This is a genomic window from Pseudomonas sp. RG1 (assembly GCF_025910115.1).
Classification (GTDB): domain Bacteria; phylum Pseudomonadota; class Gammaproteobacteria; order Pseudomonadales; family Pseudomonadaceae; genus Aquipseudomonas; species Aquipseudomonas atacamensis.
Genome location: NZ_JAPCIK010000006.1, coordinates 37,208 through 52,100, shown reverse-complemented (window position 1 = coordinate 52,100; position 14,893 = coordinate 37,208). Strand labels below are relative to the sequence as shown.

16 protein-coding genes are annotated in these 14,893 nt (G+C 60.7%); 5 read left to right on the top strand and 11 right to left on the bottom strand.

Annotated elements, in window-relative coordinates; all coding sequences use genetic code 11:
- Positions 1–10: 10 nt before the first annotated feature.
- Positions 11–769 carry a Nif3-like dinuclear metal center hexameric protein gene (locus OK411_RS05330; protein WP_024011629.1) on the bottom strand — a complete coding sequence of 253 codons (759 nt, stop codon included), beginning with the start codon at positions 767–769 and terminating at the stop codon, positions 11–13.
- A gap of 104 nt (positions 770–873) precedes the next feature.
- Between OK411_RS05330 and algW the strand changes: the two genes are divergently transcribed.
- From algW to OK411_RS05315, 3 genes are all read left to right on the top strand, one after another.
- A complete protein-coding gene (gene algW, locus OK411_RS05325) occupies positions 874–2,031 on the top strand; it encodes a Do family serine endopeptidase AlgW (RefSeq protein ID WP_016770590.1) in 1,158 nt (385 codons plus the stop codon).
- Positions 2,032–2,119: 88 nt separating this feature from the next.
- Positions 2,120–4,225: a TonB-dependent siderophore receptor gene (locus tag OK411_RS05320; protein ID WP_264364539.1), complete on the top strand. Its 2,106-nt coding sequence runs from the start codon at positions 2,120–2,122 to the stop codon at positions 4,223–4,225.
- 12 nt (positions 4,226–4,237) lie between these two features.
- Complete coding sequence (locus OK411_RS05315) at positions 4,238–4,957, top strand: DUF4198 domain-containing protein (RefSeq protein WP_264364538.1); 720 nt, start codon at positions 4,238–4,240, stop codon at positions 4,955–4,957.
- A gap of 193 nt (positions 4,958–5,150) precedes the next feature.
- Here OK411_RS05315 and hisC read toward each other — a convergent pair whose 3' ends face one another.
- The 10 genes from hisC to OK411_RS05265 form a co-directional block, all read right to left on the bottom strand.
- A complete protein-coding gene (gene hisC / locus OK411_RS05310; RefSeq protein WP_264364537.1) occupies positions 5,151–6,203 on the bottom strand; it encodes a histidinol-phosphate transaminase in 1,053 nt (350 codons plus the stop codon).
- Between the two features lie 3 nt (positions 6,204–6,206).
- Positions 6,207–7,544, bottom strand: a complete 1,338-nt coding sequence (gene hisD / locus OK411_RS05305; protein ID WP_264364536.1) for a histidinol dehydrogenase — start codon at positions 7,542–7,544, stop codon at positions 6,207–6,209.
- A 125-nt stretch (positions 7,545–7,669) separates the two neighbouring features.
- Positions 7,670–8,305 (bottom strand): ATP phosphoribosyltransferase, encoded by a 636-nt coding sequence (gene hisG, locus OK411_RS05300; protein ID WP_016771668.1) that lies wholly within the window; start codon positions 8,303–8,305, stop codon positions 7,670–7,672.
- Positions 8,306–8,433: 128 nt separating this feature from the next.
- A complete protein-coding gene (gene murA / locus OK411_RS05295) occupies positions 8,434–9,699 on the bottom strand; it encodes a UDP-N-acetylglucosamine 1-carboxyvinyltransferase (protein ID WP_016771669.1) in 1,266 nt (421 codons plus the stop codon).
- Between the two features lie 22 nt (positions 9,700–9,721).
- Positions 9,722–9,961 (bottom strand): BolA family protein, encoded by a 240-nt coding sequence (locus OK411_RS05290; protein WP_016771670.1) that lies wholly within the window; start codon positions 9,959–9,961, stop codon positions 9,722–9,724.
- A gap of 115 nt (positions 9,962–10,076) precedes the next feature.
- A complete protein-coding gene (locus OK411_RS05285) occupies positions 10,077–10,382 on the bottom strand; it encodes a lipid asymmetry maintenance protein MlaB (RefSeq protein WP_016771671.1) in 306 nt (101 codons plus the stop codon).
- Positions 10,379–11,032, bottom strand: coding sequence for a phospholipid-binding protein MlaC (locus tag OK411_RS05280; RefSeq protein ID WP_110603726.1), 654 nt, complete (start codon positions 11,030–11,032; stop codon positions 10,379–10,381). The genes OK411_RS05285 and OK411_RS05280 overlap by 4 nt, the downstream gene beginning before the upstream one ends.
- An 11-nt stretch (positions 11,033–11,043) precedes the next feature.
- Positions 11,044–11,511: an outer membrane lipid asymmetry maintenance protein MlaD gene (gene mlaD, locus OK411_RS05275; RefSeq protein WP_016771673.1), complete on the bottom strand. Its 468-nt coding sequence runs from the start codon at positions 11,509–11,511 to the stop codon at positions 11,044–11,046.
- Complete coding sequence (gene mlaE, locus OK411_RS05270; RefSeq protein ID WP_016771674.1) at positions 11,511–12,308, bottom strand: lipid asymmetry maintenance ABC transporter permease subunit MlaE; 798 nt, start codon at positions 12,306–12,308, stop codon at positions 11,511–11,513. Before mlaE ends, mlaD begins: the two co-directional genes overlap by 1 nt.
- Positions 12,308–13,117, bottom strand: a complete 810-nt coding sequence (locus tag OK411_RS05265) for an ATP-binding cassette domain-containing protein (protein WP_076565862.1) — start codon at positions 13,115–13,117, stop codon at positions 12,308–12,310. The genes mlaE and OK411_RS05265 overlap by 1 nt, the downstream gene beginning before the upstream one ends.
- A gap of 272 nt (positions 13,118–13,389) precedes the next feature.
- On the opposite strand from OK411_RS05265, the gene OK411_RS05260 reads away from it, so the two are divergent.
- Both OK411_RS05260 and OK411_RS05255 read left to right on the top strand, forming a co-directional pair.
- The gene (locus OK411_RS05260) at positions 13,390–14,364 is read left to right on the top strand and encodes a KpsF/GutQ family sugar-phosphate isomerase (protein WP_024011623.1); all 975 of its coding nucleotides are present in this window, start codon (positions 13,390–13,392) and stop codon (positions 14,362–14,364) included.
- On the top strand, positions 14,364–14,888 hold the full coding sequence (locus tag OK411_RS05255; protein ID WP_016771677.1) for a KdsC family phosphatase: 525 nt from the start codon (positions 14,364–14,366) through the stop codon (positions 14,886–14,888). The genes OK411_RS05260 and OK411_RS05255 overlap by 1 nt, the downstream gene beginning before the upstream one ends.
- Positions 14,889–14,893 lie beyond the last annotated feature (5 nt).

Below are 14,893 nucleotides of genomic sequence, written 5' to 3'. Positions count from 1 at the left end.
TGCGGTGAGCTCAGATCGGATTCGGGCAATCGATGAAGATGTGCTCAAGGGCAAAGCGCTTCGCCAGATACTCACCCAGCGCCTGCACGCCGTAGCGTTCGGTGGCGTGGTGGCCAGCGGCGATGAAGCTGATGTCGTTCTCCCGGGCGCTGTGGAAAGTCTGCTCGGAGGCCTCGCCACTGATGAACAGGTCGACACCCGCCGCCACGCCCTGATCGATATAACCCTGGCCACCGCCGGTGCACCAGCCGACACGGCGGATCATGCCGCTGCCTTCGATCAGCAGCGGCTCGCGGCCCATGACTTCCTGCACCTTGCGCGCGAAATCCCGCGCAGTCATTGGCTCATTCAGTGAACCGACCAGCCCGACGACTTTCGGATTGCTCGGGTCGAGCGGCCCTTCGACAGTGATGTCGAGCTGACGCGCCAGTTGCACGTTGTTGCCGACGTCCGGGTGCAGATCCAGCGGCAGGTGATAGGCGAGCAGACTGATGTCGTGCTTGAGCAGGGTTTTCAAGCGGCGCTGTTTCATGCCGGTGACGCAAGGGTTTTCGCCTTTCCAGAAATAACCGTGGTGGACCAGGATCAGGTCGGCCTCGGCTTCGACGGCGGCGTCCAATAAAGCCTGGCTGGCGGTGACGCCACTGACGATGCGCATCACCTGCGGGCGGCCTTCGACCTGTAATCCGTTGGGGCAATAATCGGCAATTTTCGCACTGCCCAGGTAACGGTCGGCTTCTTCGACGAGGGTGCTGAGGGCAACGGCCATGAAAGACTCCTAAATATCCCGTTCAGAGGCACGCGCGGCCTCGTATAATGCGCGACATTATGGGCGGTCTGACCTCGCCTGCAACCTTTCCAGGAACGTGCTTAATGCTCAAGGCGCTGCGTTTTTTTGGCTGGCCGCTGTTGGCCGGTGTGCTTATCGCTCTGTTGATTATTCAGCGTTACCCCGAGTGGGTCGGGCTGCCGAGCCTCGACGTCAATCTGCAACAGGCCCCTCAGACCACGATCGTGCAGCAGGGGCCGGTGTCCTATGCGGATGCAGTGGGCATCGCCGCGCCGTCGGTGGTCAACCTGTACACCACCAAGGTCATCAACAAACCGGCGCATCCCTTGTTCGAGGATCCGCAGTTCCGCCGTTTCTTCGGTGACAACTCGCCGAAACAGAAGCGCATGGAATCGAGCCTCGGTTCCGGGGTGATCATGAGCCCGGAAGGCTACATCCTCACCAACAACCACGTCACCAGCGGCGCCGACCAGATCGTCGTGGCGCTCAAGGATGGTCGCGAGACGCTGGCACGGGTGATCGGCAGCGATCCGGAAACCGACCTCGCCGTCCTGAAAATCGATCTGAAAAACCTCCCGGCAATCACCGTCGGCCGCTCCGACAGCATTCGCATCGGCGACGTCGCGCTGGCCATCGGCAACCCGTTCGGCGTCGGCCAGACCGTGACCATGGGTATCATCAGCGCCACCGGCCGTAATCAATTGGGCCTGAACAACTACGAAGACTTCATCCAGACCGATGCGGCGATCAACCCGGGCAACTCCGGCGGTGCGCTGGTCGACGCCAACGGCAACCTCACCGGTATCAACACGGCGATCTTTTCCAAGTCCGGCGGCTCGCAAGGCATCGGTTTTGCCATCCCGGTGAAACTGGCGATGGAAGTGATGAAGTCGATCATCGAGCACGGCCAGGTGATTCGTGGCTGGCTGGGCATTGAAGTGCAACCGCTGACCCAGGAACTGGCGGAGTCGTTTGGCTTGTCCGGGCGCCCGGGGATTGTCGTAGCCGGAATCTTCCGTGACGGCCCGGCGCAGAAAGCCGGCCTGCAACTGGGCGATGTGATTCTGAGCATCGATGGCGAGCCGGCCGGCGATGGTCGCCGCTCGATGAACCAAGTGGCGCGGATCAAACCGACCGACAAGGTGACGATTCAGGTTATGCGCAACGGCAAGGAGCTGAAGCTGACGGCTGAAATCGGCCTGCGTCCACCGCCGGCACCGGTGAAAGAAAAAGAAGAGTAAAAATGTTTTCGCGCCAGTGGCGCGAATAACAGAAATTCTCAACAGGCATGTTATATTGTTTCAATTCTAGCAATTGGAACAACATAACATGTCGTCTCGCAAAAAGGCCTCGCTGTTGGGCCTGACTCTGGGTTTGCTCTGCGATCCCGCCTTCGCCGATGAGCCGCAGCCCGTTGAGCTGGAAGCCATCAGCGTCACTTCCGACTACGAATCACCCACCGGCCCGGTCAGCGGTTATCGCGCGACTCGCTCGGCCAGTGCGACCAAAACCGACACGGCGATTCGCGATATCCCACAAGCCATCAGCGTCGTTCCGGCCAGTGTGCTCTCGGATCTGGGCAGCACCAGCGTTGAACGCGCGCTGGATTTTGCCGGCGGCGTGTCGAAGCAGAACAACTTCGGCGGCCTGACCCTGTACGAATACAGCGTGCGCGGCTTCACCACCTCGGAGTTCTACAAGGACGGCTTCAGTGCCAATCGCGGTTACCCGAGCACGCCAGATGCGGCCAATATAGAACGCATCGAAGTGCTCAAAGGCCCTGCCGCCAGCCTGTACGGCCGGGGTGATCCCGGCGGCACGGTGAACATCGTCACCAAGAAACCGCAGCCTGAAGCGTTCACCACTCTGCAGACCAGCGCCGGGAGTTGGGACCGCTACCGCACCGCGCTGGACGTCAACACGCCCCTTGATGATCAGGGCAATGTGCTCTCGCGCATCAACCTCGCCGTGGAAGACAACAAAAGCTTTCGCGACCACGTCGACAGCCAGCGGGTCTTCGTCGCGCCTTCGATCAGTTGGCAGTTGAACCCGGACACCTCGCTGCTGGTGGAAAGCGAAATCGTCCGTCACAACTCGACGTTCGATCGTGGTGTGGTGGCGCCGAACAACAAGTGGAGCGGCGTATCGCGCTCGACCTTCCTCGGCGAGCCCAACGACGGCAACATCGACAACCACAACAACCTGCTCCAGGCCACTCTTGAACACCATCTGAACGACAGCTGGAAACTGCGTCTGGCCAGTCACTACAAGGAAGGCAAGCTCTGGGGCGACGCTTCCGAAGCACGACCGCTGAACGCCGACGGCCACACGGTCAACCGCCGCTTGCGCGAACGCGATACGAGTTGGCACGACAGCATCACCCAACTGGAACTGCGCGGTCTGTTCGACCTCGGGCCGTGGCAGCATGAATTGCTGATCGGCACCGAATACGAGAATTACCGCAAGGACGAACGCGTCACCACCATTGCTGGCGGCCCCTACGCTATCGACATCTATAAGCCGGTCTACGGCCAGCCGAAACCCAACGGCGCACGCTCGGGCACCGACTTCTTCGAACACGTCAAAAGTCATGCGCTGAATCTGCAGGACCAGATCATCTTCACCGACAAGCTGCGCGGCATGGTCGGCGCGCGCTTCGAGCATTTCGATCAGCGCATCGACGATCACAGCCGCAACGCCAAAAGCCAGCAGCGCCACGACGCACTGACTCAACGCGCCGGCTTGCTCTATCAGCTCACGCCGAACACCGGCCTGTTCGCCAACGCCTCGACTTCGTTCAAACCGAACAACGGCCTGGATGCCTCCGGCAAATCCTTCGACCCGGAAGAAGGCGTCGGTTACGAAGTGGGGATCAAGAACGAACTGTTCGATGAGCGCGTGAGCAGCACCCTCGCCTTCTTCCACATCGACAAGGAAAACGTTCTCGCCCTCGATCCGGGCACCGACACCAGCCGCGCCATGGGCAAGGCGCGCAGTCAGGGTTTCGATTGGCAAGTGAGCGGCCAGCTGACCGACGCGGTGCGGGTCATCGGCGCCTTCGCCTACATCGACGCCGAGGTGACCAAGGGCGACGCGACCATTCCCACCGGCAGCCGCATCCTCGGCGTGGCCAAACGCAGCGGCAGTCTGCTGGGTGTTTATGAATTTCAGGATGGCCGACTGCGCGGTTCAGACGTCGGCGCAGCGTTCACTTACGTCGGCGATCGCTCGGGCGAATCCGGCAGCGACTTCGAATTGCCGGCCTACCAGACCGTCGACTTGCTCGCGCATTACAAGGCCAGCGACAACGTCACGGTCGGCCTGAACCTGAACAACATCTTCGACGAGAAATACTACGAGCGCTCCTACAGCAACTACTGGGTCAATCCCGGCGAGCCACGCAATTTCACCGTCAGCCTGACACTCAACCTGTAAAAGGACGTCACCATGCACTACGGCAAATCCCTTCTGCTCCTCGCTGCGCTATTCACCGGTCAGGTGTCGGCCCACGGCCTGTGGACAGAGGAACGACGCGGCAACATCGAAGTGATCTACGGCCATGGCGCCGAAGACAACGCCTTCAAGGCGCAGAAAATCAGCGGTGCCTGGGCTTATGACGCAAGCGGCAAAATGATCCCGGTCAGCGTCGAGCGCCTGGCCGATCATGCCCGGCTGAAACCGTTGAAGCCGCCGGCGGTGCTGGCCGTGGCGCTGAACAACGGCATGTGGTCGCAGACGGCGGACAAGAAGTGGATCAACGAAGGACGCAGCAAAGTGCCCGGCGCCACCGAGGCCACGCAGACGTTCAAGTACAGTCTGGCGATCTATCAGCCGGGGGCGAAGTTGCCGAAACTGGAGCAGATCAAACTGCTGATCCTGCCGGAGGTCGATCCGCTGACGGTCGGGCCGGGTAAATCGTTACCGGTGCGGGTGCTGCTCGATGGCAAACCGGCGGCGGGGGTGAAGTTGTATGGCGACTATCGCAGCGCGCCAAACACCCTGAGCACCGAGACCGACAAGGATGGGCGTGCGCAGGTGCTGGTGCGTAATGAAGGGTTGAATGTGATTGCGGCGCAGGTCGAAGTGCCGGTGAGGGACAGCGCGGATGTGGACAGTCGTGGGTTGTTCAGTTCGCTGACATTCCTTGGCGAGCCGCATCACGAATAAAAGCACACCCTCACCCCAGCCCTCTCCCAGAGGGAGAGGGAGCCGACCGAGTTGTCTTGCGGGATACATCGACCTGAAAGACCGAGTCGATTATGGATTCGGTAAACCAAATTCAGGTCGGTGAAATTCTGCAATATTCCCCATTCAGTCCCCTCTCCCTCTGGGAGAGGGCTAGGGTGAGGGACTTTTGCTTTTAGAGGTCGCCAAGGCCGTCGATCAACGCCTGATTCTGCTCCGGCGTACCCACCGATATCCGCAGGAACTGCGCAATCCGCTCCTGCTTGAAGTGCCGAACGATCACGCCCTGCTCGCGCAGCTTGGCCGCCAGGCCCGCCGCATCATGCTGCGGGTGGCGGGCGAAGATGAAGTTGGCCGCCGACGGCAGCACTTCAAAGCCTTTTTCCTGCAACTGCGCCACCACCCATTCGCGGCTCTCGATCACCTGACGACAGGTCTTGTCGAAATACTCGCGATCGGCAAAAGCCGCGGCCGCGCCGACAATCGCCAGACGATCCAGTGGATAAGAGTTGAAGCTGTTCTTGATCCGCTCCAGCGCTTCGATCAGGTCCGGATGCCCTACCGCCAGACCGACACGCAGGCCGGCCAGCGAGCGTGACTTGGACAGCGTCTGCGTCACCAGCAGATTCGGATAGCGGTCCACCAGACTGATCGCCGTCTCGCCGCCAAAGTCGATGTACGCCTCATCCACGACTACGACCGAATCAGGACTGGCCTTAAGGATTTGCTCGACCGCGTCCAGCGCCAGCAGGCACCCGGTCGGTGCGTTCGGGTTGGGGAAAATGATCCCGCCATTCGGTTTGGCGTAGTCGTCCGGGTTGATCTGGAACTGCGCATCCAGCGGCACCGCGTCGAATTCAATGCCGTACAGACCGCAGTAGACCGGATAGAAGCTGTAGCTGATGTCCGGGAACAGCAGCGGCTGATCGTGTTGCAGCAAGCCGTGGAAGATGTGCGCAAGCACTTCGTCCGAACCGTTGCCGAGGAACACCTGACTGGTTTGCACGCCGTAATATTCGGCCACGGCGTTTTTCAGCAGATCACTGTTCGGGTCCGGGTACAGGCGCAGGTTGTCGTTGAGCTCGGCTTGCATCGCTGCGAGCGCTTTTGGCGACGGGCCATACGGATTTTCGTTGGTATTGAGCTTGACCAGTTTGGTCAGCTTCGGCTGTTCGCCCGGCACGTAGGGCACCAGATCCTTGACGAACGGGCTCCAGAATTTACTCATCGCTCAGTTCCCCTGCCCTTTCAGAAAGTCTTGGTCTTTGATGCGGTACTCGGCGCTGCGTGCGTGGGCGCTCAGCGATTCACCACGGGCCAGTACCGATGCTGTTTTGCCCAGCTCGGAAGCGCCGGCCTCGGAGCAGAAAATGATCGACGAGCGCTTCTGGAAGTCGTAGACGCCCAGTGGCGAGGAGAAACGCGCGGTGCCGGAAGTCGGCAACACGTGGTTCGGACCGGCGCAGTAATCGCCCAACGCTTCGGAAGTGTGGCGGCCCATGAAGATCGCACCGGCGTGACGAATCTTCGGCAGCCAGGCTTGTGGATCAGCGACCGACAATTCCAGGTGTTCCGGGGCGATGCGGTTGGCGACTTCGATGGCTTGAGCCATGTCACTCACCTGAATCAGCGCACCACGGCCATTGATCGAAGTTTCGATGATGGTCGCGCGGTCCATGGTCGGCAGCAATTTATCGATGCTCGCGGCCACCTTGTCGAGGAACTCGGCGTCCGGGCTGACCAGAATCGCTTGCGCGTCTTCGTCGTGCTCGGCCTGAGAGAACAGGTCCATGGCAATCCAGTCCGGATCGGTCTGGCCGTCGCAGACCACAAGAATTTCCGAAGGGCCGGCGATCATGTCGATGCCGACCTGACCGAACACATGACGCTTGGCCGTGGCCACATAGATGTTGCCCGGGCCGACAACCTTGTCGACACGCGGCACGCTTTCGGTGCCGTAAGCCAGGGCGGCAACTGCTTGCGCGCCGCCGATGGTGAACACGCGGTCGACACCGGCGATGCAGGCAGCGGCCAGCACCAGCTCGTTGATTTCACCGCGCGGGGTCGGCACGACCATGACCACTTCGGTCACGCCGGCCACCTTGGCCGGAATCGCGTTCATCAATACCGACGACGGATACGAGGCCTTGCCGCCCGGCACGTACAGGCCGGCACGATCCAGCGGCGTGACTTTCTGGCCGAGCACCGTGCCGTCAGCCTCGGTGTAGCTCCAGGAATCCTGCTTCTGTTTTTCGTGATAGCTGCGCACGCGGGCGGCGGCTTTTTCCAAGGCCTCGCGTTGCGGCACAGTGATGCGGGTCAGGGCCAGTTCAAGGCGCTCGCGCGGCAGGATCAGGTCGGCCATCGAGGCGACTTCAAGACCGTCGAACTTCTGGGTGAATTCGACCAGCGCCGCGTCACCGCGCTCGCGCACAGCCTTGATGATGTCGAGCACGCGCTGATTGACCGAGTCGTCAGACACACTTTCCCAGCTCAGCAGATGATCCAGATGATGCGCGAAATCCGGGTCAGCAGCGTTGAGTCGGCGAATTGCAGTGGTTGCGGTCATAGCGAGAGCCTCATAGGAATGGCAAATAACTCAGGCGCCCGAAACTAGCATTCGATCCGCTTGGGCACCTGAGAATTCTGGCTATGAGGCGGATAGACGGCGCGACCTCGGGCCGCGCAGGTAGATCAGCCGCGGTGTCGCGATTCCACTGCGTTGCGCAGGGTGTCGATCAACGCCTGGATTCGGGCGTGCTGCATTTTCATTGAAGCCTTGTTGACCACCAGACGCGAGCTGATCGTGGCGATCAGTTCCTGTGGCTCCAGGCCGTTGGCGCGCAGGGTGTTGCCGGTGTCGACCACGTCGATGATCTTGTCGGCCAGCCCGATCAGCGGCGCCAGCTCCATCGAGCCGTACAGCTTGATGATGTCGACCTGACGGCCCTGCTCGGCGTAATAACGCTTGGCAACGTTGACGAACTTGGTCGCCACGCGCAGACGGCCCTTGGGCTCGGCCGCGCCGATCTTGCCGGCGGTCATCAGCTTGCACTGGGCGATCTGCAGGTCCAGCGGCTCGTACAGGCCCTGGCCGCTGTATTCCATCAGCACGTCCTTACCGGCGACGCCGAGGTCGGCCGCGCCATGCTCGACATAGGTCGGCACGTCGGTGGCACGCACGATCAGCAGACGCACGTCGTCCTGGGTCGTGGGAATGATCAGCTTGCGGCTCTTGTCCGGATTCTCGGTCGGCACGATGCCCGCTTCAGCGAGAAGCGGCAGGGTGTCGTCAAGGATGCGGCCCTTGGACAGTGCGATGGTCAACATGGGAAACGTCAGTCCTTATCAAGGTACTCATGCCCGGTCGCAATCGGCGCCGGACACACATCGAGGGTGCGCACACCCTCGACTCGAAACGAATTCAGTGGACACGTCCGTGTGTCCCGATGCAGCGATCAGCCCGGAACGCGACGGATCTTGGCACCCAGCATTTGCAGTTTTTCTTCGATGCACTCGTAACCACGGTCGATGTGGTAGATGCGGTCGATCAGCGTGTCGCCTTCGGCAACCAGCGCCGAAATCACCAGACTGGCCGATGCACGCAGGTCGGTGGCCATGACTGGCGCGCCCTTGAGTTTCTCGATACCGGTGACGATCGCGGTGTTGCCTTCAACCTGGATGTGCGCGCCCATGCGGTGCAGTTCGTACACGTGCATGAAACGGTTTTCGAAGATCGTCTCGATCACCGCACCAGTGCCTTCGGCAATGGCGTTAAGCGAGATGAACTGGGCCTGCATGTCGGTCGGGAACGCCGGGTACGGCGCAGTGCGCACGTTGACCGCTTTCGGGCGCTTGCCATGCATGTTCAGCTCGATCCAGTCTTCACCGCAGGTGATTTCCGCACCGGCCTCACGCAGCTTTTCCAGTACCGCTTCGAGGATGGTCGGATCGGTGTCCTTGACCTTGACGCGGCCACCGGTCACGGCAGCAGCGACCAGGTAGGTGCCGGTTTCGATACGGTCAGGCATGACTTTGTAGAAAGCCGAACCCAGGCGCTCGACGCCATCGATGGTGATGGTGTCGGTGCCGGCGCCGGAAACCTTGGCGCCCATGGCATTGAGGAAGTTCGCCAGGTCGACTACTTCAGGCTCGCGCGCGGCGTTCTGCAACACGCTGCGGCCCTTGGCCAGTGCAGCGGCCATCATGATGTTTTCGGTACCGGTCACACTGACGGTGTCGAAGAAGAAGTGCGCGCCGCGCAGGCCGCCTTCAGGCGCCTTGGCCTTGATGTAGCCGCCTTCGACGTCGATGACCGCGCCCATGGCTTCCAGACCGCGGATGTGCAGGTCGACCGGACGCGAACCGATGGCGCAACCACCAGGCAGTGCGACTTCGGCTTCACCGAAACGCGCGACCATCGGGCCCAGTACCAGGATCGACGCACGCATGGTTTTCACCAGTTCGTACGGGGCGATCAGGGTCTTAATGGTGCGCGGGTCGATTTCGACGCTGAGCTTCTCGTCGATCACCGGCTCAATGCCCATGCGCCCGAACAGCTCGATCATGGTGGTGATGTCGTGCAGGTGCGGCAGGTTGCCAACGGTGACCGGGCCATCGCACAGCAAGGTCGCGGCCAGAATCGGCAGGGCGGAGTTCTTCGCGCCGGAAATGCGGATCTCGCCATCAAGACGAGCGCCACCGGTAATAATCAATTTATCCATTAGTATCTCGACGCCCTAGGGCTCAGGTGCGCTCGGCCCAGGCCGCGCGGCTGAAAAATTTCATAGTGACCGCATGGATGCTGCCATCGGTGATCCATGGGTTCAAATGGGCATAGACCTGCTGCTGACGCTTCACCGGGCTCAACGCCGCCAGTTCATCGCTGATCACGTTCAGCTGGAAGTTGCAGCCTTCGCCTTCAACTTCTACCAGCGTTCCTGGCAGCTTTCCTTCAAGGAAGCTCTTCACTTCTACGGCCTGCATGCTCAACCTCAATCGGCGCCCTGTGCGCACGGGTCGGACATCATACAAAAAAGCCCCGCGCCTGCGAACCCCGCAACGCAGGACTCTGACGGGGGGCTTCTTTATAGATGATGGTTCAGGGTTGCGCCAACAACTCGGTCAATTCACTGACCTGAGCGATTTCACGCATGTCGTCAGGCATCGCACGAATGCTGACGGCCTTGCCGGCCGCCTGCGCATCACGCATGAAGCAAAGCAGCAACGACAGGCCGACGCTGCTGGACTTCTGCACCGCCGAACAATCGATGACCAGCGCGGACGCCTTGCTCGACTTGATCAGCGCCTGCCCTTCCTTGCGCAGGTCGGGCCCGGTGCGGTAATCCAGCACGCCACTGAGCACCAGCTCGTCGACATCACTCATACGAACTGCCGCCTCACTCATTGCGCTGGCTTCGCGGCGGCTTTGTCGGTTTCCTGCTTGGCCTTGGCCACTTCACCGGCCCAGCCATCGATGGTCTTGTCCAGATCGTTGCCATTGCGCTGCATGGCGTCGGCGAACTGGTCACGGAACAGCTTGCCGATGTTGATGCCATTGATGATCACGTTGCGCAGTTTCCACTCGCCGCTGATCTTCTCAAGCGTGTACTGCACCGGATAGATCGCGCCGTTGCTGCCCTTGACGGTCATGTTGACGCTGGTGCGCTCGCCCGATTCGTCTTTGGCCGGGTCAACGGTGATGCCCTGGTTGTTGTATTCCAGCAGAGCGTTGCCGTAGAACTGGAACAGACCGCGCTTGAAGTTTTCCTGAAAGCGCTGCATCTGCTCAGGCGTGGCCTTGCGCGAATACTTCACGGTCATGATGCTTTTGGAGATGCCCTCGGCATCCACCACCGGACCGACAATGTTGTTCAGCGCCGCATAGAAATCCTGCGGATCCTGCTTGTACTTCTCTTTGTTCGCCTGCAAATCGGCAAGCATCCGGTTCGTGGTGTCCTGAATCAGGTCATGAGCCGATTGCCCCGGTGCAGCGTTAGCCATCAACGGCAGGGCCGCGAGCAACACCAACAGGCCACGTCGCAAGATAGAGATCATTCAAAAGCTCCTCATTTGGCGTCTTTGCTAACGGTATTGAGCAGGAATTTACCGATCAGGTCTTCCAGTACCAGTGACGACTGCGTGTCGTGGATGGTTCCACCGTCTTTCAACTGGGTGTCTTCGCCGCCGACGCTGATACCGATGTATTTCTCGCCCAGCAGACCCGCGGTGAGGATAGACGCTGTGGAATCGACCGGCAGGTTGTCGACCTTTTTATCCACTTGCAGCGTGACCCGACCAGTGAAGCTGTCGCGATCCAGATCGATAGCGGTGACCTTGCCGATGGTCACACCGGCCATGGTCACTTTGGCTCTGACCGTCAGACCGGCGATATTGTCGAAATACGCATACAACTTGTAAGTGTCGGTGGACGAAGTCGGAGACAGGCCGCTGACGCGCAAGGCGAGCAGCAGCAAAGCCAGGATCCCTGCCAGCAGGAACAGGCCGACACCGATTTCCAGGGTGCGGTTTTGCATCAGAAATCTCCAAACATCAAAGCGGTCAGAATAAAGTCCAGGCCGAGCACTGCCAGCGAGGCAAACACCACGGTCTTGGTGGTGGCACGACTGATCCCCTCGGAAGTGGGCTCACAGTCATAGCCTTGGAATACGGCGATCCAGGTCACGACGAAGGCGAAAACGACACTTTTGATCACGCCATTGAGCACGTCACTGGTGAAGTTCACGCTGTTCTGCATGTTCGCCCAGTACGAGCCTTCATAAACGCCCAGCCAGTCGACTGCCACCCACGAACCGCCCCAGATGCCGACGACGCTGAAGATCATCGCCAGCACCGGCAGGGAAATGAAGCCGGCCCACAGGCGCGGGGCAATGATGTACTTGAGCGGATCGACACCGATCATTTCCAGGCTGGACAACTGCTCGGTGGATTTCATGTTGCCGATCTCGGCGGTCAACGCCGAACCGGCGCGCCCGGCAAACAGCAAGGCGGTGACCACCGGCCCCAGTTCACGCAGCAGCGTCAGGGCGACCATCTGCCCCACCGCCTGCTCTGAACCATAGCTGGAAAGAATGCTGAAGCCCTGCAACGCCAGGACCATGCCGATGAAAATGCCGGAGACCACGATGATCACCAGCGACATGACGCCGACCGAATGCAGCTGCTTGACCAGCAGGCCGAAACCACCGCTGATACCGCCACGGCCCAGCAGGGCGTGAAACAGGAACAGGGTCGCTCGACCAAACACCGCGACCGCGTCGATCGCCGATTCGCCGAACCGACGCACGCGTTCCATCAATGAAATTCTGCGCATCAACGCTTCCCCAGAAGATCTGCGCGGTAATCCGTCGCTGGAAAGTGATACGGCACCGGGCCATCGGGATCACCGGTCATGAACTGGCGGATACGCGGATCATCGGAATTCATCAGCTCATCCGGTGTGCCTTGGCCCAGCACCTGACCATCGCCCACTACATAGATGTAGTCGGCAATGCTCGCGGTTTCCGCCAGATCGTGTGAAACCACGATGCTGGTGATGCCCAGAGCATCGTTGAGCAGGCGGATCAGGCGCACCAGCACGCCCATGGCGATCGGGTCCTGGCCCACGAAGGGCTCGTCGTACATGAGAATCTGCGGGTCGAGGGCAATCGCCCGGGCCAATGCTACACGGCGCTTCATGCCGCCGGACAGTTCGTCCGGCATCAGCTCGATGGCGCCACGCAGACCCACTGCCTGCAATTTCAGCAGGACGATGTCGCGGATCATGTCTTCCGGCAGTTGCGTGTGCACCCGCAGCGGAAAGGCCACGTTCTCGAACACATCAAGGTCAGTGAACAGCGCGCCGCTCTGAAACAGCACGCCCATGTGCTTGCGCGCATCGAACAGATCGCTGCGCGACAGCGTCGGCAGGTTCTGCCCGTTGACCCAGACTTCGCCGCCGGACGGCCGCAACTGCGCGCCCATCAGGCGCAGCAGCGTGGTCTTGCCGCAGCCGGAAGGCCCCATGATGCCGGTGACCTTGCCGCGCGGGATGCGGATATCGACGTTATTGAAAATGCTCCGCGCACCGCGCTTGAAGGAGACTCCCTTCAGCTCGACCGCGTAGGCGTTATCGGCACTCATCTAAACTCCTTGCGATGCAGCCTCTCACTGGGATGCCAGACTTTCCTCGGAAACACCTGCATCCCGGGCAGGCCGAACTGGCGGCGAACTATATCACTGCAAAGGCTGAGCGCCCAAGCGAGAACCCGGCCAAGATCGCCGACTGAAGAGGGCCCGAGCGAGTTTCAGAGGGTTTTGGTAACCAGTAATGACAAAGCACGTCGAACTTGCGTGAGGCTTTGCCACATAACCGCTATAATCGCCGCCTTTTCATCGGCCCATACGATTCTGACATGAGCAAAACCCGCGACCTGATTCAATCGGCACAACGCACCATCCGCCTCGAAGTGGAAGCCGTCCAAGGCTTGATGGCCCATATCGACGCCGATTTCGTACGCGCTTGCGAGATGATTCTGGCCAGCAAGGGCCGCGTGGTCGTGGTCGGCATGGGTAAATCCGGGCATATCGGCAACAAGATCGCCGCCACCCTGGCCAGCACCGGCACCCCGGCGTTTTTCGTGCATCCGGCCGAAGCCAGCCATGGCGACATGGGCATGATCACCCGCGACGATGTGATTCTGGCCCTGTCGAACTCTGGCTCGACCAACGAAATCGTGACGCTGCTGCCATTGATCAAACGCCTCGGCATCCAGCTGATCAGCGTCACCGGTAATCCGCAGTCGCCATTGGCGAAGGCTGCGGAGGTCAATCTCAATGTGCATGTCGAGCACGAAGCCTGTCCGTTGAATCTGGCGCCGACCTCTTCTACTACTGCAGCGCTGGTCATGGGCGATGCCTTGGCCGTGGCCTTGCTGGAAGCGCGTGGTTTCACCGCTGAAGATTTTGCCTTCTCGCATCCGGGTGGCGCCCTTGGCCGTCGCCTGTTGCTGAAAGTGGAAAACGTCATGCACGCCGGGCAGGAGCTGCCGCAGGTACAACGCGGTACCCTGCTCAAGGACGCGCTGATGGAAATGACCCGCAAGGGTCTGGGCATGACCGCTATTATTGAAGCCGATGGCAAGCTCGCCGGGATCTTCACCGACGGTGATTTGCGCCGCACGCTGGATCGCGCCATCGACATCCGCAGCGCCACCATCGACCAGGTGATGACTGCACACGGCAAGACCGCCCGGCCCGACATGCTCGCCGCCGAAGCCCTGAAAATCATGGAAGACCATCGAATCAACGCCCTGGTAGTCGTCGACGAGGAGGATCGCCCGATCGGCGCCTTCAACCTCTCCGATCTGCTGCGCGCAGGAGTCATGTAATGAGCAACGATCTGCTGCAACGCGGCAAAGCGATCAAACTGGCAGTATTCGACGTCGACGGTGTGCTCACCGACGGCCGCCTGTACTTTCTCGAGGACGGCAGCGAGTTCAAGACCTTCAACACCCTCGACGGCCAGGGCATAAAGATGCTGATGAATGCCGGCGTACAAACCGCGATCATCAGCGGTCGCAAGACCCCGGTGGTCGAGCGCCGCGCGAAGAACCTCGGCATCCCGCATCTGTTTCAGGGGCGCGAGGACAAACTGGTGGTACTCGACGGTCTGCTCGCGCAACTGGGCCTAAGCTATGAAGAAGTCGCCTATCTCGGTGACGATCTGCCAGACTTGCCGGTGATCCGCCGTGTAGGGCTGGGCATGGCGGTGGCCAACGCTGCCGATTTCGTCCGCGAACACGCCCACGGCGTTACCCGCGCCCGTGGCGGCGAAGGTGCCGCCCGCGAATTCTGCGAATTGATCCTGCGCGCCCAGGGCCGCCTCGAAGCGGCCAACGCCGCGTACCTGTGAGCCTG